Annotated in this window: 17 protein-coding genes; 10 read left to right on the top strand and 7 right to left on the bottom strand. The window is 57.8% G+C overall.

The genetic code is table 11. The features are described from left to right. Nucleotides 1–3 precede the first annotated feature (3 nt). Nucleotides 4–1,029, bottom strand: a complete 1,026-nt coding sequence (locus tag OKF39_RS11115) for an LLM class flavin-dependent oxidoreductase (RefSeq protein WP_048956325.1) — start codon at nt 1,027–1,029, stop codon at nt 4–6. 177 nt (nt 1,030–1,206) lie between these two features. Between OKF39_RS11115 and yajD the strand changes: the two genes are divergently transcribed. After that, entirely contained in the window at nt 1,207–1,554 is a 348-nt protein-coding gene (gene yajD, locus OKF39_RS11110; protein WP_003857471.1) for an HNH nuclease YajD, read from the top strand. Nucleotides 1,555–1,582: 28 nt separating this feature from the next. On the opposite strand, the gene OKF39_RS11105 is transcribed toward yajD, so the two are convergent. Further along, a complete protein-coding gene (locus OKF39_RS11105) occupies nt 1,583–2,368 on the bottom strand; it encodes a MipA/OmpV family protein (protein WP_194386129.1) in 786 nt (261 codons plus the stop codon). Nucleotides 2,369–2,492: 124 nt separating this feature from the next. Here OKF39_RS11105 and OKF39_RS11100 point away from each other — a divergent pair, with 124 nt between their 5' ends. From OKF39_RS11100 to OKF39_RS11085, 4 genes are all read left to right on the top strand, one after another. After that, complete coding sequence (locus OKF39_RS11100; protein WP_028012960.1) at nt 2,493–3,188, top strand: response regulator; 696 nt, start codon at nt 2,493–2,495, stop codon at nt 3,186–3,188. Next, complete coding sequence (locus tag OKF39_RS11095; protein WP_192970992.1) at nt 3,185–4,381, top strand: sensor histidine kinase; 1,197 nt, start codon at nt 3,185–3,187, stop codon at nt 4,379–4,381. Before OKF39_RS11100 ends, OKF39_RS11095 begins: the two co-directional genes overlap by 4 nt. A gap of 78 nt (nt 4,382–4,459) precedes the next feature. After that, on the top strand, nt 4,460–5,608 hold the full coding sequence (locus OKF39_RS11090; protein ID WP_252051267.1) for an efflux RND transporter periplasmic adaptor subunit: 1,149 nt from the start codon (nt 4,460–4,462) through the stop codon (nt 5,606–5,608). Beyond that, nucleotides 5,605–8,676: an efflux RND transporter permease subunit gene (locus OKF39_RS11085; protein WP_479983773.1), complete on the top strand. Its 3,072-nt coding sequence runs from the start codon at nt 5,605–5,607 to the stop codon at nt 8,674–8,676. Before OKF39_RS11090 ends, OKF39_RS11085 begins: the two co-directional genes overlap by 4 nt. A 383-nt stretch (nt 8,677–9,059) precedes the next feature. Here OKF39_RS11085 and umuC read toward each other — a convergent pair whose 3' ends face one another. Further along, nucleotides 9,060–10,322 carry a translesion error-prone DNA polymerase V subunit UmuC gene (umuC, locus tag OKF39_RS11080; protein WP_045630206.1) on the bottom strand — a complete coding sequence of 421 codons (1,263 nt, stop codon included), beginning with the start codon at nt 10,320–10,322 and terminating at the stop codon, nt 9,060–9,062. After that, nucleotides 10,306–10,740, bottom strand: a complete 435-nt coding sequence (gene umuD / locus OKF39_RS11075) for a translesion error-prone DNA polymerase V autoproteolytic subunit (RefSeq protein WP_028012955.1) — start codon at nt 10,738–10,740, stop codon at nt 10,306–10,308. The genes umuC and umuD overlap by 17 nt, the downstream gene beginning before the upstream one ends. Nucleotides 10,741–11,050: 310 nt before the next feature. Here umuD and OKF39_RS11070 point away from each other — a divergent pair, with 310 nt between their 5' ends. After that, a complete protein-coding gene (locus OKF39_RS11070) occupies nt 11,051–11,251 on the top strand; it encodes a hypothetical protein (RefSeq protein WP_028012954.1) in 201 nt (66 codons plus the stop codon). Nucleotides 11,252–11,297: 46 nt separating this feature from the next. Here the strand turns inward: OKF39_RS11070 and OKF39_RS11065 are convergent, their stop codons facing one another. Continuing rightward, nucleotides 11,298–12,164: an aldo/keto reductase family oxidoreductase gene (locus OKF39_RS11065; protein ID WP_028012953.1), complete on the bottom strand. Its 867-nt coding sequence runs from the start codon at nt 12,162–12,164 to the stop codon at nt 11,298–11,300. Between the two features lie 143 nt (nt 12,165–12,307). Between OKF39_RS11065 and tcp the strand changes: the two genes are divergently transcribed. Further along, nucleotides 12,308–13,969, top strand: a complete 1,662-nt coding sequence (gene tcp / locus OKF39_RS11060) for a methyl-accepting chemotaxis citrate transducer (RefSeq protein WP_028012952.1) — start codon at nt 12,308–12,310, stop codon at nt 13,967–13,969. 27 nt (nt 13,970–13,996) lie between these two features. Here tcp and smrA read toward each other — a convergent pair whose 3' ends face one another. Both smrA and OKF39_RS11050 read right to left on the bottom strand, forming a co-directional pair. Continuing rightward, nucleotides 13,997–14,560: a DNA endonuclease SmrA gene (gene smrA, locus OKF39_RS11055; protein WP_048999461.1), complete on the bottom strand. Its 564-nt coding sequence runs from the start codon at nt 14,558–14,560 to the stop codon at nt 13,997–13,999. Nucleotides 14,561–14,915: 355 nt separating this feature from the next. Continuing rightward, nucleotides 14,916–15,827 carry a LysR family transcriptional regulator gene (locus tag OKF39_RS11050; protein WP_028012950.1) on the bottom strand — a complete coding sequence of 304 codons (912 nt, stop codon included), beginning with the start codon at nt 15,825–15,827 and terminating at the stop codon, nt 14,916–14,918. Nucleotides 15,828–16,002: 175 nt separating this feature from the next. Between OKF39_RS11050 and OKF39_RS11045 the strand changes: the two genes are divergently transcribed. From OKF39_RS11045 to abgT, 3 genes are read left to right on the top strand one after another with little or no spacing between them, the layout of a single operon-like run. Beyond that, entirely contained in the window at nt 16,003–17,313 is a 1,311-nt protein-coding gene (locus tag OKF39_RS11045) for a M20 family metallo-hydrolase (RefSeq protein WP_479983772.1), read from the top strand. Further along, nucleotides 17,313–18,758 carry a M20 family metallopeptidase gene (locus OKF39_RS11040; protein ID WP_045261472.1) on the top strand — a complete coding sequence of 482 codons (1,446 nt, stop codon included), beginning with the start codon at nt 17,313–17,315 and terminating at the stop codon, nt 18,756–18,758. The genes OKF39_RS11045 and OKF39_RS11040 overlap by 1 nt, the downstream gene beginning before the upstream one ends. A 41-nt stretch (nt 18,759–18,799) precedes the next feature. Beyond that, nucleotides 18,800–20,326 (top strand): p-aminobenzoyl-glutamate transporter, encoded by a 1,527-nt coding sequence (gene abgT, locus OKF39_RS11035; RefSeq protein ID WP_045261473.1) that lies wholly within the window; start codon nt 18,800–18,802, stop codon nt 20,324–20,326. Nucleotides 20,327–20,331 lie beyond the last annotated feature (5 nt).

Here is a 20,331-nt window from a genome sequence, read left to right as displayed (position 1 = left end):
TACTTAATCGCGCCAGCCCATTGCCGGTGCGACATGTTTGAGAATGGACTCAATCACGTGCGCATTGTAATCCACACCGAGCTGGTTCGGTACGGTCAGTAATAACGTATCAGCCTCGGCAATCGCCTCGTCCTTCTTCAGCTGTTCAATCAGCCTGTCAGGCTCCGCGGCATAGCTGCGCCCGAAGATCGCGCGCGTTTTTTCATCAAGATACCCCACGCTATCGCTGTCGTTGCGGCTGGCGCCGAAGTACATCCGGTCGCGGTCGTCCATCAGGGCAAAAATACTGCGGCTGACCGAGACGCGCGGCTCGCGCGCATGCCCTGCCTCTTTCCACGCCTGACGGTACGCGCGGATCTGTTTTGCCTGCTGAATATGGAACGGTTCGCCGGTTTCGTCGTCTTTCAGGGTTGAGCTTTGCAGGTTCATGCCGAGCTTAGCGGCCCATACCGCCGTCGCATTTGAACCGGCGCCCCACCAGATACGCTCCCGCAGCCCTTCAGAATACGGTTCCAGGCGCAGCAGCCCAGGCGGATTGGGGAACATCGGCTGTGGATTCGGCTTTGCAAACCCTTCGCCGCGCAGCACCTCAAGCAGCACCTCGGTATGACGGCGCGCCATGTCCGCTTCGTTTTCCCCTTCCTGCGGGACATAGCCGAAATGACGCCAGCCATCAATGACCTGCTCCGGGGAGCCGCGGCTGATGCCAAGCTGCAAACGGCCGCCGGAGATCAGATCTGCCGCGCCCGCATCCTCGGCCATATACATCGGGTTTTCATAGCGCATATCAATCACGCCCGTACCGATTTCAATGGTTTTCGTTTTCGCGCCTATTGCCGCCAGCAGAGGGAACGGCGAGCTAAGCTGACGGGCGAAGTGGTGCACGCGGAAATAGGCGCCGTCCGCGCCCAGCTCTTCAGCGGCCACGGCCAGGTCGATGGACTGCAGCAGCGTGTCTGCCGCCGAGCGCGTGCCGGACTGCGGAGAAGGCGTCCAGTGACCAAACGATAAAAAACCGATCTTTTTCATAACCCTGTGTCCTGATAATGCGTTGCGTTCTGTCCACTTTACGCATTACCCGGTAAGAATAAATGCCGTTTATTTAACGGAAAGCATCAAATAAATTGACGGAATAGAGGGGTTCGTCATTCCGCTCCATAATGGATATAATATCCCCCACTTTTTTCATGGCAGGTAAAACCGGCAATGGCTCTGATCCCTAAAAACTACGCGCGACTGGAAAGCGGCTATCGCGAGAAAGCATTAAAAATCTATCCCTGGGTCTGCGGACGCTGCTCGCGGGAGTTCGTCTATTCCAACCTGCGTGAATTGACGGTTCACCATATCGATCATGACCATACTAACAACCCGGAAGATGGCAGCAACTGGGAGCTGTTGTGCCTGTTTTGCCACGATCACGAGCATTCGAAATACACCGAAGCGGATCAGTACGGCACCACCGTGGTCGCCGGTGAAGACGCGCAAAAAGACGTGGGCGTCGCCACGTTTAACCCGTTTGCCGATTTAAAAGCGATGATGGATAAGAAGAAATAATCTTCTCGTCCGCTCGTGCTCCGCAATTTTAAAATGTCCAGGTGATAGCGGCGGTTGCAGACCCCTCATTGCGCCGCATCACTATTGGGCTTTCATTCGCATGGTCGCCAAGCCAGGTATAGTCCGCGCTCAGGACCGTTCCCCAGTGAGCATCGAACTGATGGCTCCAGGTCAGGCTGGTGTCGACGCCATAAAATCCCCCCGGCGCTGAATAGCGGCGATAGCCGGTGCGGCGGCTCTGCTGCTCGCTGACCCCATACCAGGTATTCAGATAACGGCTGTCGCCAAACAGAGCCGCAGACTGAAGGGCGATCGTGTCCTCGCTGTTTTGCAGGGGAATCAACGTAACGGACGCCTGATAACTTACGCCCTGGCTGTCCGTTAACGGTAGCGTCGCCTTACCCTCAACGCTTAGCCAGGACGCAGCCTGCCAGCCGACGGCCAGGCCGGTATTCAGGGTGGCATCAATGTCCCCCATCCCCTTCAGATTGTTTGCGCCCTCACGCCAGCCAGAATTTTTCTCTGCCCTCCCGAGGTCGTAACCCAGCGTATGTTCCAGGTACCAACCGCTGTCGTTTTGCAGGTCATATCCCACTCCTTTTTGTGCATCAATAAAGAAAGCACCCTTGCGCCCCTCCAGCACAGGAACCACCTGCCACACCTGCTTGTCTGAGCCTGAATAACGGGGGGCATAGTGACCGCCCAGCCCGACGGTTAAAGAGCCGGAAGCGGCGTCATCATCCGCCTGCACACCTGAGGCAACGGCCATCAGAAGCGGAACGGTCATATACAGGCCTTTTTTTATCGCTATCATACTGTTCTCCACGCAGACGCTGGCGTCTGCTGATTCAGGGTCTGCCACACAATGTTGGCGCAGTATGGTTTGGCTAAATCAATGAATCGTCGGGATAGTGTTAAGAAACGGTCAAGGTGAACGGATGTTGTCCAGAAGAGTGCTGATTATTGAAGATGACGCCGATGCGGCTGGCGTGCTTGAAGCCTATTTACGTCGTGAAAATTACGATGTCACCATTACCGGAGACGGTCTTTCCGGGCTGGATATGGCGCAGCGGTGGAAACCCGACCTCATCCTGCTGGACGTGATGCTGCCCGGGCTTAACGGCACCGAAGTGCTGGCCGGACTGCGTCGTAAAAGCGATGTACCGGTGATCATGGTCACCGCCATGGGCGACACCCCCGATCGCATTGGTGCCCTGCGGTACGGTGCCGATGATTATGTCGTGAAACCCTATCATCCGGGAGAAGTCGTGGCTCGCGTACAGGCGGTGCTGCGACGCAGCAGTAAAAAAGAGACAGACGACGAGATCCTTCGCTGGCAAACGCTGGAGGTGGATGTGGCCGCCATTGTGGCGAGCGTGGATAACGGCGGCGACGCGCCCGTGATGCTCGATCTTACGCCAACGGAATTCTCGCTTCTGGCAACGCTGCTGCGCTCTCCCGCTCGCCCCTTTTCCCGTCAGTACCTGCTGGAACACTGTCTGCCGGAAAGCGAGGCGCTGGAGCGCGTGGTGGACACCCATATTTATAACCTGCGTAAAAAACTCGAAGCGGCGGGTATTTCCGGCGTGTTGATTAACGTTCGCGGCGTGGGATACAGGTTTAGACAACCATGATAAAAAACCGGCACTCCTCTCTCTGGCGCTGGATTTGCGCGCGTATCCTGGCACTGGCCATCGGCAGCGTGATCGTCATTGCCACCTGCATGTGGCTACGTTATGCGGTACAGAACTACTGGATAATGGGCAGAATGCCAGCGGCGGTCCGGCAGGAATTTCTGACGCTCAGCCAGAACCCACAGGCCGATCCGGCCCGCTTTCACAGCATTGTGGATACCTGGTGGGGGCTGAGTTATTCCACGCCATCCATTGCCTCTGCGGACTGGGTTACGGTGGCCCTGCTGGTGCTGGTGATGATCCCGTTTATTGTGGTGATGGGGTTAAAACACGCCCGACCGCTGGCGCTGCAGTTCAGCCGTCTTCGCGATGCCGCCAAAGATGTCGCCGACGGGCAGTTTGGCCGTCAGGCTGAACTGGTCAAGGATGCGCCAGCGGAAATGGTCAGCTTTGCAAACGACTTTAACTCCATGACGGGGCAACTCGCCCGCTATGAAAAAGAGCTCCGCGCCTCGCACGTCGCGATGGCGCACGAGCTGCGCTCGCCCCTGACGGCCGCCATTGGTCGTCTGCAGGGCATGTTGGACGGTGTGTTTGATGCCAGCCCGATGCAGCTGGAAATGGTGATGAAACAGCTTCAGCATCTTAATCGCCTGACCGATGAGCTTCACCTTCTCTCGTTAGCGGACGCGGGAAATCTGGTGCTGGAAGAGCAGGCCTTTTCTCTGGATGAGCTTATTCAGGAGCGGGCGGCCTGGATCATGCCGCAGGCCGAAGCGCATCATTTTACGATTACGCTGCGTAACCCGCGTACGTGCCCGTTCAGAGGCGATGCGTTCCGCATGGGGCAGGTATTTACTATCCTTATGGAAAATGCACTACGCTACGGGCGCGAAGGCGGCCATCTTGAGGTGGCGCTGCACTACGCCAGCGGGCATTACGCCATTGAATTTCACGATGACGGACCGGGCGTATCCCCCCAGTTCTTACCGGACATGTTTAAGCGCTTTAGCCGTGAGGAGCAGTCCCGCGCGCGGCATTCCGGCGGCAGCGGCCTCGGTTTGTCTATCGCCCGGGCGATTTGTCAGGCCCATGGGGGCACGATCGAGGCCTCATTACCGGAAACGGGCGGCCTTGCTGTGCGTATTTTGTTACCCTGGCAGCCGTCCGGTAATGAAAATATCCACTCTTGATAAACCCTTGACAGAACATCGAATCTTTCTCGACGTAGCGCGCATTTAATAACGCCCTCATCTTTATGGAGCGGCGTTATGTCAGACGAATTTGTTCTCTCCCTCCGCCACTGCCTGCACCATATGTACGGCGTGGCGCGTACTCTTTCCTGGGTAAATTTTCTCCCTCTGGTCCTGCTCGCGCTGGTGATGTTTCCGCTCACCGGCTGCGGTGACAAACAGGAAAATAAGCCTGCCCCAGTGCGTAAGGTGCGCTACGTCGTCGTACGTACAGCCCAAACCCTCCCCGCGCTGGAAAGGACCGGTGAGATCCATGCCCACGATGAAACGACGCTGAGCTTTCAAACCGGGGGGCGAATACTGACGCGCAGCGTTGATATTGGCGATCGGGTTAATGCCGGACAGCTGCTGGCCACACTTGAAAATACCACCGGACAAAATCAGCTCGACAGCGCAACGGCCGACTATGAAGGGGCCACAGCCTCAGCGCAGGTTGCCGCGCTTAACGTCAGCCGAATGCAAAAGCTCATGCCGACGGGCGCAATAGCCCGCACGCAACTCGACAGCGCCCGCGCGGACTGGCTTGTCGCCCGCGCGCGATTAAAAAGCAGCGAGGCCGCGTGGCGTAACGCCCGCGAAAGCCTTGGCTGGACGCGCCTTATCGCTCCACAAACCGGCACGATCACCGAGGTGAGCGCCTCTGCGGGCCAGGTTGTCAGCGCGGGACAGACGGTGCTTACGCTGGCAACCGGCGAAGCCCGCGACGTAGCGTTTGATATCGCCACGCCCGATGCGATACCGCCGCTGGATAAGGCGGAATTGCGGGTTTCCCTGCTCAGCGACCCATCGGTACAGGCATCTGCCGTGCTGCGGGATATCACCCCGCAGGCCGATCCTCAGACCCGCACCTGGCGCGTCAGAGCCACCCTGATAAACCCGCCAGCGGCGATAGCGCTGGGTGCCAGCGTCACCGTCACCCTGCCCTCGACTGGCCCGCGAGGTTACGTCATTCCCGCATCGGCGCTGAGCCGAACAGGAGATAGACCGGCGGTGTTTGTGATTAACCCGCATTCGCAGGCGCAGCTGCGCGCGGTGGTGCCTGCCTGCTATACGGCCTCCTCGGTGATTATCGCCTCCGGCCTTGAGCCAGGCGACCGGGTGATTACGGCTGGCGTGAGCAAACTCCGTTCCGGAGAGCCGGTGGTACCCGGGGAGGTTCAGCCATGAACACGAAACCGGAAGCGAAATTTAACCTGTCCGCATGGGCGCTTAACCATCAGCAGATGGTCAGTTTCTTCATGCTGCTGATCGTGGCGATGGGCGTGTTCTGCTATGAAAAACTGCCGCGTAATGAAGATCCGGTTTTTACCATCAAAACAGCGGTCGTCTCCGCGCAGTGGCCGGGCGCGTCCGTAACGGACACCACCCGTCTGCTGACCGATACGCTTGAAAAAAAGCTGCAGGAAACGCCCTGGCTTGATTATCTCGAAAGTGAAACCCGCGCCGGGAGCACGGTTATCCATGTGAATCTCCGTGACAATACCCCGCCGCAAATGGTGCAGGACATCTGGTATCAGATCCGCAAAAAAATGCAGGACATCGCGCCGTCTTTACCGGAAGGCGTTCAGGGCCCGGCCGTGAACGACGAATTTGACGATACGTTCGGCACGATTTACGGCTTTATTCCCGACGGCTACACCTTACGGGAAGTGCGGGATCGCGTTGAGACAATACGTCGTGAGCTCGCCTCCTTGCCAGATATCGGCAAAACCACCCTGCTGGGCGAACAGCAGGATCAGATGGTTCTCGCCTTTTCTCCGGCCCGTCTGGCGGGTATGGGACTGGATATTCAGGCGGTCGCCGATGCGCTGCGGGCGCAAAACGCGGTTGTCCCGGCTGGCGTTATGCGTACCGGGCAGGAGAACATCGCGATCAAGGTCAGCGGGGCGCTCACGTCCGAAGAGAGTTTACGCGCCGTCACGCTGCACATTAACAATCGCTATATTCCGCTGACCGATATCGCCACCGTCACCCGGGAAGCCGCCGAGCCGCCGGCCCCCGCGTACCGGGTAAACGGCAAACCGGCCATCGGGCTGGCGGTGTCAATGGCGCCAACGGGCAACATGCTGCGTTTTGGCGCCGCGCTGAACGACAGAATGACAGTCCTCAGCGCCGGGCTGCCGCACGGTATTGAGATGGTGAAAGTTGCCGATCAGTCGGCGGTGGTCAGTGACGCGGTAAGTGGTTTTGTCCGGGTGCTTATTGAAGCTGTTGTTATCGTGCTGGCGGTTTCATTTGTCTCGCTGGGTTTGCGGGCTGGGCTGGTGGTGGCTGCGGCCATTCCGCTGGTGCTCGCCATGACGTTTGCCGGCATGATGCTCGCCGGCATCGGGCTTCAGCGTATCTCGCTTGGGGCGCTGATCATTGCGCTGGGTCTGCTGGTGGATGACGCCATGATCGCCGTCGAAACGATGGTCTCCCGACTGGAAGCCGGGGATTCCCGTCGGCATGCGGCCACCCATGCATTCAAAACGACGGCCTTCCCGATGCTCACCGGAACCCTGGTGATGATTGCCGGGTTTATTCCCGTTGGTTTTGCGGCCTCCAGCGCCGGTGAATATTGTTTTTCCCTGTTTGCGGTAGTGCTGATTGCCCTGCTCTGCTCCTGGGTTGTCGCGATCCTGTTTTCGCCGCTGACGGGCACGTGGCTGCTGCCGGAGAAGGTCAGACATCGCGCGGCAGGCCCTGGAAGGATCGCGCGCGGGTACGGGCGGCTTTTAGGGCTGGCGCTACGTCACCGGCTCGCCACCGTGCTGATTGCGCTTTCCGCGCTGGGGCTGTCCGTGTACGGCACGACATTTATGCAGGGTGAGTTCTTCCCCGCGTCGGACCGGCCTGAGCTGCTGGTCAGCCTGACGCTTCCGGCCAACGCGTCGCAGCCCGAAACGTTAAGAGAGGTGGAAAAGCTGGAACACGCGCTGGCCGGCAACAGCAATGTCGAGCGCTACTCGACGTACGTCGGGTCAGGAGCCATCCGTTTTTACCTGCCGATGGACGTGCTGCTGGAAAATGAAAACATCGCCCAGATTGTGGTGGTGGCGAAGGATCTTCAGGCGCGGGATCGTCTGCATGGGCAGTTGAACAGGCTGCTGGCGGCGCAGTTTAGCGATATCATCACGCGCGTGTCGCCCCTGGAGCTTGGGCCGCCCGTCGGCTGGCCAATCAAATACCGGGTGAGCGGGCCTGATTATCTGCAGGTCCGGGCGCTTGCGAACCGTCTGGCCGACGCGATTGGCCAATCGCCGCTGTCGCGCGAGGTTAACCAGACGGCCGGAGAGCCGGAGAGGATCATTACTCTGAAGGTGAATCAGACGGCGGCCAGGGCGGCAGGAATATCGTCAGAAGCTCTCGCCCGCACCTTGAATACCCTCTGGTCCGGCAGCGTTGTCACCTCGGTCAGGGATAACGATCGCCTTGTCGACGTGGTGCTACGGGCCACGGACAATGAACGTCACAGCACCGCCACCCTCTCCTCGCTGACCGTTCAGGGGAATGACGGTAAAAAAATTCCGCTCAGCGCCGTCGCGACGCTGGTCTGGAGCGTGGACGATCCGGTCATCTGGCGTCGACAGCGGTTGCCTTTTATTACGGTGCAAACTGATCTCGCGCCGGGGCTGAGGGCCGAAGCGGTATCGGCGGCGCTGCGTCCGGCGATCGACACGCTGCGCGCGGAGCTGCCTGCCGGTTACAGCATAGAAGAAGGCGGCGCGGTTGCCGAATCAGATAAGGGGAACAGCTCCGTTTTTAGCGTTCTTCCGGTGACGCTTGTCATCATGTTGATGCTGCTGATGCTTCAGTTGCGCCGATATTCCCTGATGCTGCTGGCGCTTCTGATGGCCCCGTTTGGTTTACCGGGGATCGTGCTGGCTATGCTGCCCGGCGGCACGCCGATGGGATTTGTCGCGCTGCTGGGCGTCATCGCCCTGGCGGGGATGATCGTGCGTAACGCGGTGATACTGATTAGCGAGGTAGACAGTAATCTTGCTCAGGGGATGGCAAACGATGCCGCGATTGTGGCGGCCGCGGAGCATCGGGCCAGACCCATCTGTCTGACCGCCTGCGCCGCCATTCTGGGCATGATCCCGATCTCTCATCAGGTATTCTGGGGGCCAATGGCCTATGCGATTATCGGCGGGCTGCTGGTCGCGACGCTGGTAACGCTGACCGTACTACCCGCGTCGTTTAGCCTGCTGTTACAGTGGGGGACTCAGCGCAAAGCCGCAGAAGAAAGGTGAGCTGAGGCTCAATCGTTCCCCGGCAGATTACACAGCAGTCAGCGCAAAACGGTTCCTCAGGACCCGGGGGATCTCATCCTCCGTCAGCTGCTGCGGCTAAACTGCGCAAACGAACCCACGCCTCGCCTGCTGAATGCCATGGAACAGATTAGCGCGCGGTGTCATGAACTGGCGGCTCTTCTCCGGGGGCGGTTTTACACTAAACTTTCCAGCCACTCGGTAAAGGCCCGCACCTTGCGGGAGAGATGGCGGTGTGGATAGAGAAGCGACAAGGTTGTCGATGCGTTAACGGTTGAGTAAGCCCTTAACCCTGATGCTATGGACGCTGCACAGGAGCGGCGTCCGTAAACCGTCTTCGGCTCTTTGTCACACATAGCCGCCTTTCATCTCGCCACCGGTAAATCCGCGTAGCGCGTCGTATAGGCCGGTGACAGCATCTCCCGCTTCATCGCCCAGGCTTTCTCAATCCCCTGCCCGGCAAACCATATTTTCCCTTTGCCGGAATGATTTAAGCTGTCGATGGTTTCCATCAGCGCGGCGCTGTTGGCGCTCGGGCGGTTATCGTCAAACAAATTCAGCTGGGCAACGCCGCTGCTGAAAAAGTCTGCCAGCATCACCCCCGCTTTCATATAGCGATATCCGTCAAGCCAGATACGCCCCAGCGCCTCAGTGGCGGCACGGATGATATCGCGCGAATCATTGGTGGGCGTCATCAGGGTGACGGAAGCCTGATTGCCGTAATAAATTTCGTTGTCCGCGTGTGGGCTGGTGCGCACAAACACGCTGATAAAGCGGCAATACTGATGCTCGCCACGCAGTTTTTCCGCAGCACGTTCTGCATAGGCGCAAATGGCCTGATGCATCTCCTCGTACTGCGTAATACGGTGTCCAAACGAACGACTACAGATAATTTGCTGCTTCGTAGGAGTAAACTCTTCCAGATCGAGGCAGGGCTCACCTCGAAGCTCGCGCGCCGTGCGCTCCATTACCACGTTAAAATGTTTGCGGATGACCCAGGATGACGCTTCCGCCAGCTCCAGCGCCGTGGTTATCCCCATCGCGTTAAGCTTTTTCGTGATACGTCGTCCTACGCCCCACACCTCCTCCACCGGAACCTTTGCCAGCAGCTTACGCTGCCGTCCACGATCCGAGAGATCGACCACGCCACCGGTGGCTGACCACCGCTTCGCCGCATAGTTGGCCAGCTTCGCCAGCGTTTTAGTCGGCGCAATCCCGACGCCCACACTTAAGCCTGTGTTTTTAAAGACCTGCGTACGCATCTGATGACCGAATGCTTCCAGCGAGATGCAGTTGCTGACACCCGAAACGTTCACAAATGCTTCATCGATGGAGTAGATCTCAATGGCCGGCGCGAGATCGGTCAGCGTCTGCATCACCCGGCTGCTGAGATCGGCATACAGCGCATAGTTGGAGCTAAAGACGTAAACCCGCGACGGATACCCCTTCTCTTTGAATTTAAAATAGGGCTCCCCCATTTTTATGCCGAACTGCTTTGCCTCCCGCGACAGCGAAATAATACAGCCGTCGTTATTGGACACCACCACGATGGGCTTACCCACCAGATCGGGGCGAAACACCCTCTCGCAGGAGGCATAGAAGCTATTCACATCAACCAGCGCGAACATGTTTATGCGTTTTGAGCGTATGAGTGACGACACCGAAGATTTGCAGCTCCTCTTCGGACTGAAAGGCGATCGGCTGATAGCGGGCATTACGCGGCAGCAGCCGCAGAACCGGGCGGGTCTGTAGCTCTTTCACCGTAAACTCGCCGCCGACCGACGCCACAACAATGTCCCCGTGCTCGGCATTTAACGAGCGGTCTACCACCAGCAGATCGCCGTCGCTAATCCCTGCGCCGATCATGGAGTCCCCGCTCACTTTGATAAAGTAGGTCGCACTGGGGTGCCTGACCGCCAGCCGGTTAAGATCGAGACGATCCTCCACATAATCCTGCGCAGGGCTTGGAAAGCCACAGGCAACACGCTCAAGATATAAAGGTAATTCAATAAGTTGCTTTGGATGATAAGAAAAGAGAGTGTCCATAAATGCCTTTCCCGCCAGATACTGTATATAAACACAGTATTACGGATTACGGCACAGGATCAAGGTCATTTCCGACAAAGACCGCAAACACGTTGAAGTTTGAGCGGATTTAATTTAGCAACCTCTCCTGCTGGCGATCGCAGATGGGCCAACCAAAAGTCATAAAAAAGTCATTAGAAAACACTTTAAAATCACTTCATGTGAAAAAAAGATCACTAAATCACTATACAAACACTATCTATTGACTTATATATCAGAATAACGCATATTTTAGGGCACGAATTATCAAGACTTTTGGAGGACGTTTTCTATGCCAGCCCGTGACTATCCCGACAAGCGAGTTGCCCGCGGTTTAGCAAAGGAGGCCGATCTCAGGATGTTGAGCGCCCGCATTGAGCCTGACCTGATGGAATACATCAGAATCACCGCCTTTGAGACGCGAAAAAGCAAGCAGGAAATTGTGGCAGAAGCGTTAGCGCTTCACAGACAGAAAAGTCAATGCGGAGTCTGAGCAGGCAAAGCCTGGAAGTGTCCTTCCGGCTTTGCCCATGCTGTGATTAACCCATCAGCGCATTCAGTTTTTCAAGTGCTTCAGGCGGCAATTGCACCTCTCCCGCCGCGAGGTTTTGCCGCAGATGCGCCACGGATGACGTGCCGGGGATCAGCAGGATGTTCGGCGACCGTTGCAGCAGCCATGCCAGCGCAACCTGCATCGCCGTTGCGCCCAGGGAATCCGCGACGGCCTGCAGGCCGGTGGACTGCAGTGGCGTGAAGCCTCCCAACGGGAAGAACGGCACATACGCAATCCCCTGCTGCGCCAGTAAATCCACCAGCGCATCGTCGCCGCGGTTCACAATGTTGTACATGTTCTGCACGCAGACGACCTGCACCATCTTCCGCGCTTCCGCCACCTGCGTGGCCGTGACGTTGCTCAGGCCAATGTGGCGTACCAGCCCCTGCTGCTGTAATTCTGCGAGGGTGGAAAGCGGTTCAGCAATCGATCCTTCTGCCGGGCCGTGTGCGCTAAACATGATCCGCAGGTTCACCACGTCCAGCACATCCAGCTTCAGGTTGCGCAGGTTGTCATGCACCGCCTGGGTCAGCTCCTGCGCGGAAAAGGCCGGCAGCCAGGCCCCTTTGTCATCGCGACGGGCACCGATCTTGGTGACGAGGGTGAGATCGTCCCGGTAAGGATGAAGCGCCTCGCGGATCAGCTGGTTCGTCACATGCGGGCCGTAAAAATCGCTGGTATCGATATGATTCACACCCGCCGCCACGGCTTCGCGCAGCACGTCCAGCGCGGCCTGTTTATCCTTCGGCGGGCCAAATACGCCCGGCCCGGCAAGCTGCATTGCCCCGTAGCCCAGTCGTTTAACCGTTCGCGTTCCGAGCGCGTACGTCCCGCTTTTATCAATGCTGCTCATGTTAACCTTCCTCATAAAATGATCCGGATTTACAACAGGTTCCTGACCGAAGCCCTAAGTTAAGCGCGAGTTAAATTAAAGTTTAAATTCTATACGACGATAGTATGGGTGTACCTCTGCATCTTTTCTAACGGACGACCGCTATGCTGAAAAATCTGCACGTGATTACCGGAATTATCTTTGCCCTCACCATATTCTGTCTGCTGCAAGTTGTCACGGGAGGGTTGTTCTACTCTGCCGTCAGCAACGATCGCCATAACTTCCAGAACTCCGGCGTGCTGAATGCCCAGCAGGAAAGCCTGAGCGACAGCGTGAACACGCTGGTGAAAACGCGCGTTACCGTCACTCGCGTGGCAATCCGCTACCTGAAGAACCAGCGCGACCCGGCATCCCTTGCCGCGATTAACAAACTGCTCGGCACCGCAGGCGACTCGCTGGCTAAAGCTGAAGCCTATAACAAAGAATGGCAGAAAATGCCGCAGGTTAACGGCCAGAATGCGGCGTTAACCGACGAGATGCAGAAGTCATGGAATCAGATGCACGAGGTGATGCGTTTGTCGATTGAGTATCTGCGTGCCGACAACTACCAGGCCTATGGCGATCTGGACGCTCAGCAGGCCCAGGACGACATGGAAGCGGTCTATAACCGCTGGCGCGCCGAGAACAACACGCTGCTGAAGGCGGCAACCGAAGAGAACCAAAGCAGCTTCACGCAGATGCAGTGGACGCTGGCAGCCATTTTCCTGGCCGTTATCGCCGTGCTGGTGGTGATCTGGCAGGGTTTACAGCACCTGCTGTTAAAACCGCTCAACGCCATCATGAACCATATTCGCGCCATTGCGGGAGGCGATCTGACGCAGGATATCACCCTCTCTGGCCGCAATGAGATGGGTCAGCTGGCGGCTGGCCTGCACGAGATGCAGCAGTCGCTGGTGACGACCGTCAGCGCCGTACGCGGCAGCACCGACTCCATCTACACCGGCGCGGGTGAAATTGCCGCAGGGAGCAACGATCTCTCTGCCCGCACCGAAGAGCAGGCCTCCTCGCTCGAAGAGACAGCCGCCAGCATGGAAGAGCTGACCGCAACGGTTAAACAGAACTCCGATAACGCCCGTCAGGCGACGCTGCTGGCGAAGAATGCCTCTGAAACAGCGGCTCGCGGCGGCCACGTCGTGGATAACGTGGTGCGCACCATGAACGAAATTGCCGACAGTTCGCAGCAAATCGCTCATATTACCGGCGTGATTGACAGCATTGCATTCCAGACCAACATTCTGGCGCTTAACGCCGCGGTGGAAGCCGCACGCGCAGGCGAGCAAGGCCGCGGGTTTGCGGTTGTCGCCGGTGAAGTTCGTACGCTGGCCAGCCGCAGCGCGCAGGCGGCGAAAGAGATCAAAGGGCTTATTGAGAACTCCGTCAGCCGGGTGAACACCGGTTCTGAGCAGGTCAGCGAAGCGGGCGCGACCATGAAGGAGATTGTCGCCGCCGTCACCCGCGTCACCGATATCATGGGCGAGATTTCGTCCGCATCGGATGAACAGAGCCGCGGAATTGAGCAGGTGAGCCTGGCCGTGTCGCAGATGGACAGCGTAACGCAGCAAAATGCCGCGCTGGTGCAGCAGTCCGCCACGGCGGCAGCGGCGCTGGAAGATCAGTCCGAACAGCTGCGTCAGGCCGTGGCCGCGTTTCGTCTGAACGGTAAAGCAAACGCCACCGCCCCACGCCCGGCCAACGTTAAAACGCCGCAGCTGCTGCGTCCGGCAACGGCTAACGCCACCCCCGACAGTAACTGGGAAACCTTCTAAGCCTCAGGCGGGCGAAGATATCGCCCGCTAACGGCTGCGCTTGGCGTGCCGTTCCCAGTTCTCCTGCTTCGCGTCGTCGGATTTTCGCAGGGAAACATAGCAAGCCCCGCTGCCGCCGTGATGCGGCAGCGCCACGCAGAACGCCTGCACTTCCTCGAACTCGCTTAACCAGCGTGCCAGATAGCTACGCACCACATTAGGATGCGAATTTTGCTCGCGCCCTTTCCCGTGGATGATGATGAGGTTACGTAATCCGTCACGACTGGCCTGGCGAATAAAGGAATACAGCATCTGGCGGCAGCGTTCAGCGGGCTGACGCAACAGATTTAAGCTGGCCTGTCGGGAGTATTTACCCGAACGCAGCTTATCAATAACGCCCTGCTGGACGCCTTCGCGCTGGAACGCCAGCGGCTCGTCAAGCGGCAATAGCTCAAGGAAACCCAGGGTCAGAAAGTTGTCGAGCTGTTCGGTATCGATGTCCTGGCGAGCCCGGGTATTACGGCTTTGCTGCCAGTGGATATCGGTGCAGCGTTTCAGGGGCTGGACATCCTCCATGGCGTCAAGAAAAAGGGATTTGTCGTCAGGGTTCATGGAAATCCTCCGGCTACATCTGGGCTTGTACTATACCTGCGCCAGACAGGTGTCTCAATAACCCTTAGAAGATGAGGCACGAGATAAATATTAACCCGATGAATATATATAGTCATTATAAAATGCACTTAAACCTGACTTAACTAAAACCCCAGCAAGAGTAAAATAGGTGATTTGCGTTAAATTTTTCTAAAATCAGTCATTCACCTTCCTTTCATTTTTCGGGAAAGGTGTTATAACTAAATTTACCTGCCTCATGGATATAATACCCAGGACTTGCGAAAGGACGCACTGCTGTGTGTACTATAGGGTCTGTCTGATGTCGGGCAGACTCTGTTTTTTTATTATGCGATATTCACCCTGAAACTATTTTCCTCGCCTCCCTTCTGAATTGCGTAATTAATGATTCGGCAAGCGGAGTTTGACGAGAATCCCGGCGCTGAATTAAATAATATGCGGCTTTTGGAAGCGACTCGGCAACCGGCAGAATGACCAGACGGTGCGCCAGCAGCGGATCACAGCCTAACTCCTGTGGAAGGATACTTAAAAAATCACTTTGCGCAACAAGGCTAATGCAGGAAGAAAAGGTTTCGCACACTACGCCAATCCGCGGTATTTGCGAGCGGTGGCTAAATAGATCTTCTAATTGCTTATAATAACTTCCCCGCGGCGTTGGCATTGTCCAGTTATAATGCAGCAGATCGTTAATGGATGTTGCCCCTGTCGCCGGATGCCCTTCCCGGCAAAATACCGCAAACGGTTTTTCGAAGAGTTTTTCAAACGTAAACTCATGGTCGTAAGGCCCCTGATAATAGGTGTTGATGGTGAAGTCCAGTTCGCCCTGGCGTAATTCATTGATCATCGACACCAGCTGCCCTTCCATAATTCGCACTTTAACCTGCGGGTGCTGGGCGTGAAAACGGGTGATGACGGCGGGCATCAGGCTGCGTGACACGCTGGCCCCCATCCCGATATTGATCTGCCCGGCCAGATCCCCCTGCCGCTGGCGAATGTCATCCTGCGCCGCACGCAGCTCTTCCAGAATCAGCCTGGCGCGCTGGTAAAACCCTTCCCCGCACTCGGTCAGCGCAACGCCTTTACTCCGGCGAACAAAAAGCTGCGCCGCCATGCCCTCCTCCAGCTCTTTGATGGATTTGGTCAGCGCCGGCTGCGAGAGATTCAGCGTCCGGCTGGCACCGCGAATGCTGCCCTGACGTGCCACTTCAACAAACGCCCGGATTTGATGGAATTTAATCTGAAATGACATAGCCCAACCGATAACCGTTGTTTATCAGAGTAAAGAAACTGTCATCTACTTTAATGGAAAGGGATGTGCGAGGGTAATTCCTGAACGGTTAAAACTGTGAAAAAACGGTTAGTGATAAGTAAAAACTATCACAGCGTGAAGCAGTTCACATTTTTTAATGATGACAGGAACAGATATGGACACACTGGCGCAGTACATCCAGACATTAGCCCCCCAGCTGATCGCATGGCGTCGCGATTTTCACCATTTTGCGGAATCCGGCTGGGTAGAGTTCCGTACCGCCGCAAAGGTCGCGGAAATTCTTGACTCCCTGGGCTACGAACTGGCGATGGGTCGCGACGTGATCGATGCCGAAAGCCGTATGGGGCTGCCCGATGACGCTACCCTTTCGCGAGAGTTTGCCCGTGCGCGGTTACAGGGGGCGCCTGAGAAATGGCTGGCACCGTTTGAAGGCGGATTTACCGGCATTGTGGCGACCCTGAATACCGGACGACCGGGCCCGACGCTGGCGTTTCGCGTCGACATGGATGCCCTTGATTTAAGCGAAGCGCTCGACGACAGCCATCGCCCGTTCCGCGACGGTTTTGCCTCCTGCAACGCGGGAATGATGCACGCCTGCGCGCACGACGGCCACACCACCATTGGCCTGGGGCTGGCAAAGGTGCTTAAGCAGAACGAAGCGCAGCTCAACGGTACCGTCAAGCTGATTTTCCAGCCTGCCGAAGAAGGCACCCGCGGCGCGCGCGCCATGGTCGCCGCCGGGGCGCTGGACGGCGTGGACTATTTTACCGCCATCCATATTGGTACCGGCGTCCCCGCCGGAACGGCGATCTGCGGCAGCGATAACTTTATGGCAACCACCAAGTTCGACGTGAACTTTACCGGCTTTGCCGCACACGCGGGCGGCAAACCGGAGGATGGACGTAACGCCCTGCTTGCCGCCGCGCAGGCCGCCCTCGCCCTGCACAGCATCGCCCCGCACAGCGAAGGCGCTTCCCGCGTCAACGTCGGCGTGATGCAGGCGGGTAGCGGCCGCAACGTGGTGCCCGCAAATGCACTGATTAAGGTTGAAACCCGCGGCGAAAGCGAAGCAATAAACCAGTATGTCTTTGAACGCGCGAAGGCTGTCATTACCGGCGCGGCCGCGCTCTATGGCGTGAGCGCGGAGATGCGCCTGATGGGGGCCGCCACCTCCAGCGCGCCGACGCCGGCCTGGGTTGATTACCTGCGTGAACAGGCGAGCCAGGTTTCCGGAATTGTGCACGCAATCGATAAGGTGAAAGCGCCAGCAGGCTCTGAAGACGCCACGCTGATGATGGCCCGCGTGCAGCAGAACGGCGGCATGGCATCGTATATGGTGTTCGGCACGGATTTGAGCGCCGGACATCACAACGAAAAATTCGACTTCGATGAGCAGGTCATGGCTGTCGCCATTGAAACGCTGGCGCGAACTGCGCTCAATTTCCCGTGGACGCGAGGTGTGTAATGCAGGAGAACTACGCTTTTATTGCCGATGCCATCGACACGCGATGTCAGACGCTAACGGATATTGCCGACGCTATTTGGGATCATCCCGAAACCCGCTTTGAAGAGTTCTGGTCCTCCAGACGGCTCGCTGACGAGCTGGAAGCCGAGGGCTTTACGCTGACCCGCGAGGCAGGCGGTATCCCAAATGCCTTTATCGCCAGCTTCGGCAGCGGAAAACCGGTTATCGCTCTGCTGGGCGAGTACGACGCACTGGCCGGGCTAAGCCAGCAGGCGCACTGCGCGACGGCGCAATCCGCCACGCCGGGGGCGAACGGCCACGGCTGCGGGCATAACCTGCTGGGCACCGCGGCGCTTGCGGGCGCGGTGGCGGTAAAAAGCTGGCTGGAGCAGCACGGCGGCAGCGGAACGGTACGTTTTTACGGCTGTCCCGGTGAGGAAGGCGGCTCCGGGAAAACCTTTATGGTACGTGAAGGTCTGTTTGATGACGTTGATGCCGCTGTCACCTGGCACCCGGAGGCCTTTGCCGGGATGTTTAACGTCAGCACGCTGGCCAACATTCAGGCGGCCTGGCGTTTTCACGGCGTGGCGGCGCATGCGGCCAACTCGCCCCATTTAGGGCGCAGCGCGCTGGACGCCGTGACGCTGATGACTACCGGCACCAACTTCCTTAACGAGCACATCATAGAGAAAGCGCGCGTCCATTACGCCATCACCGACACCGGCGGGATTTCGCCCAACGTGGTGCAGGCGCAGGCTGAAGTGCTGTACCTGATCCGCGCCCCGGAGATGGCCGACGCGCAGCAGATCTACCAACGCATCGAAAAAATTGCCCAGGGCGCGGCAATGATGACCGAAACCACCGTCGAATGCCGCTTTGATAAGGCCTGCTCCAGCTACCTGCCGAACCGCACGCTTGAGGCTGCGATGTACCGCGCGTTGCAGCACTACGGCACGCCGGAGTGGACCGATGAAGAGCGCGACTTTGCCCGCGAAATCCGCGCCACGCTGACGCCAAACGATCTGCAGAACAGCCTGAAAAACATTGCCGCCACGGGGGGAGAAGCTGGCAAAGCCTTTGCCCGCCGCCATCAGGAGACGCTGCTGGTGGATGAAGTCGCGCCCTATGCCATCACCGATAACGTGCTGGCGGGTTCAACGGACGTGGGTGACGTCAGCTGGAAAATGCCGGTCGCCCAGTGCTTCAGCCCCTGCTTTACCGTCGGCACGCCGCTGCACACCTGGCAACTGGTGGCGCAGGGACGAACCTCCATCGCCCATAAAGGCATGCTGCTGGCCGGGAAAGTGATGGGCGCAACCGCGCTCAATCTGCTGCAGGATGCAGACCTGCTGAAAACATGCCGTGAAGAGTTCGAACAACAAATAGAAGAAAAACCGTACGCGTGTCCGATCCCACCGGGCGTGACACCGTCACCTTTAAAATAAAAAAACACAACACAACAACACAACACTCCCGAGGAACGCCCATGAGTATGTCATCCATACCTTCGCATTCCCCATCCGGTAAGCTCTATGGCTGGGTTGAAAGGATCGGCAATAAAGTGCCGCACCCTTTCCTGCTGTTTATCTATCTGATTGTGATTTTGATGGTTGCCACCGCCGTGCTATCGGCCTTTGACGTCAGCGTGCGCAGCCCGGCAGACGGCAGCCTGGTGGCGGTGAAAAACCTGCTCAGCGTTGACGGGCTGCACTGGTTTTTACCGAACGTGATCAAAAACTTCAGCGGTTTCGCTCCGCTGGGGGCCATTCTGGCGCTGGTGCTGGGCGCCGGGCTGGCTGAACGCGTGGGCTTGTTACCCGCGCTGATGGTAAAAATGGCGTCCCACGTCAGCGCGCGCTATGCCAGCTACATGGTGCTGTTTATCGCCTTCTTTAGCCACATTTCATCCGATGCCGCGCTGGTGATTATGCCGCCAATGGGGGCGCTGATCTTCCTCGCCGTCGGGCGCCATCCCGTGGCGGGTCTGCTGTCGGCCATTGCGGGCGTGGGCTGCGGCTTTACCGCCAACCTGCTGATCGTCACCACCGACGTGCTGCTCTCGGGCATCAGCACGGAGGCAGCGAAAACCATTGATGCGGCCATGCACGTCAGCGTGATCGACAACTGGTACTTTATGGCCAGCTCGGTGATTGTCCTGACGATTGTCGGCGGGCTGATTACCGATAAGATCGTCGAACCGCGTCTGGGCAAATGGGAAGGCCGTAGCGATGAAAAGCTGGAGACGCTGAGCAAAGAGCAGCGCTTCGGCCTGCGCGTGGCCGGGCTGGTATCGCTGGCGTTTATCGCGCTGGTGGCGCTGATGGTGGTGCCGGAAAACGGCATACTGCGCGATCCGGTTAAGCATACCGTCCTGCCGTCGCCGTTTATTCAGGGCATCGTGCCGCTGATTATTCTCTTCTTCTTTGTCGTTTCGCTCGCCTACGGTATCGCTACCGGCAAAATCCGCCGTCAGGGCGATCTGCCGCAGCTGATGATCGAGCCAATGAAAGAGATGGCGGGCTTTATCGTGATGGTATTCCCGCTGGCGCAGTTTGTGGCGATGTTTAACTGGAGCAACATGGGCAAGTTTATGGCCGTGGGCCTGACCGACGCGCTGGAGGCTGCCGGATTAAGCGGCGTACCGGCGTTTGTCGGGCTGGCGCTGCTGTCATCCCTGTTGTGCATGTTTATTGCCAGCGGCTCCGCCATCTGGTCAATTCTGGCGCCGATCTTCGTGCCGATGTTTATGATGCTCGGTTTCCACCCGGCGTTTGCCCAGATCCTGTTCCGCATCGCGGACTCCTCGGTGATCCCGCTGGCGCCCGTCTCACCTTTCGTTCCGCTGTTTTTAGGCTTCCTGCAGCGCTATAAGCCCGAGGCCAGACTGGGTACCTACTATTCGCTGGTTTTACCCTACCCGCTTATCTTTTTAGGGGTATGGCTGGTGATGCTGGTGGCATGGTATCTTGTCGGCCTGCCGATTGGGCCGGGGATATACCCGAGGCTAAATTAAAGGAT

The sequence above is a fragment of the Enterobacter cloacae complex sp. HYC042_NIDB genome, from assembly GCF_056673315.1.
Note: the sequence above shows the minus strand (reverse complement) of the source record. Positions and strands in the feature narration are given on the sequence as shown.

Bases quoted from the DNA above. Each gene is read 5' to 3' on its own strand.
- OKF39_RS11115 (WP_048956325.1), bottom strand. From the start codon at position 1,029: ATGAAAAAGATCGGTTTTTTATCGTTTGGTCACTGGACGCCTTCTCCG.
- yajD (WP_003857471.1), top strand. From the start codon at position 1,207: ATGGCTCTGATCCCTAAAAACTACGCGCGACTGGAAAGCGGCTATCGC.
- OKF39_RS11105 (WP_194386129.1), bottom strand. From the start codon at position 2,368: ATGATAGCGATAAAAAAAGGCCTGTATATGACCGTTCCGCTTCTGATG.
- OKF39_RS11100 (WP_028012960.1), top strand. From the start codon at position 2,493: ATGTTGTCCAGAAGAGTGCTGATTATTGAAGATGACGCCGATGCGGCT.
- OKF39_RS11095 (WP_192970992.1), top strand. From the start codon at position 3,185: ATGATAAAAAACCGGCACTCCTCTCTCTGGCGCTGGATTTGCGCGCGT.
- OKF39_RS11090 (WP_252051267.1), top strand. From the start codon at position 4,460: ATGTCAGACGAATTTGTTCTCTCCCTCCGCCACTGCCTGCACCATATG.
- OKF39_RS11085 (WP_479983773.1), top strand. From the start codon at position 5,605: ATGAACACGAAACCGGAAGCGAAATTTAACCTGTCCGCATGGGCGCTT.
- umuC (WP_045630206.1), bottom strand. From the start codon at position 10,322: ATGTTCGCGCTGGTTGATGTGAATAGCTTCTATGCCTCCTGCGAGAGG.
- umuD (WP_028012955.1), bottom strand. From the start codon at position 10,740: ATGGACACTCTCTTTTCTTATCATCCAAAGCAACTTATTGAATTACCT.
- OKF39_RS11070 (WP_028012954.1), top strand. From the start codon at position 11,051: ATGCCAGCCCGTGACTATCCCGACAAGCGAGTTGCCCGCGGTTTAGCA.
- OKF39_RS11065 (WP_028012953.1), bottom strand. From the start codon at position 12,164: ATGAGCAGCATTGATAAAAGCGGGACGTACGCGCTCGGAACGCGAACG.
- tcp (WP_028012952.1), top strand. From the start codon at position 12,308: ATGCTGAAAAATCTGCACGTGATTACCGGAATTATCTTTGCCCTCACC.
- smrA (WP_048999461.1), bottom strand. From the start codon at position 14,560: ATGAACCCTGACGACAAATCCCTTTTTCTTGACGCCATGGAGGATGTC.
- OKF39_RS11050 (WP_028012950.1), bottom strand. From the start codon at position 15,827: ATGTCATTTCAGATTAAATTCCATCAAATCCGGGCGTTTGTTGAAGTG.
- OKF39_RS11045 (WP_479983772.1), top strand. From the start codon at position 16,003: ATGGACACACTGGCGCAGTACATCCAGACATTAGCCCCCCAGCTGATC.
- OKF39_RS11040 (WP_045261472.1), top strand. From the start codon at position 17,313: ATGCAGGAGAACTACGCTTTTATTGCCGATGCCATCGACACGCGATGT.
- abgT (WP_045261473.1), top strand. From the start codon at position 18,800: ATGAGTATGTCATCCATACCTTCGCATTCCCCATCCGGTAAGCTCTAT.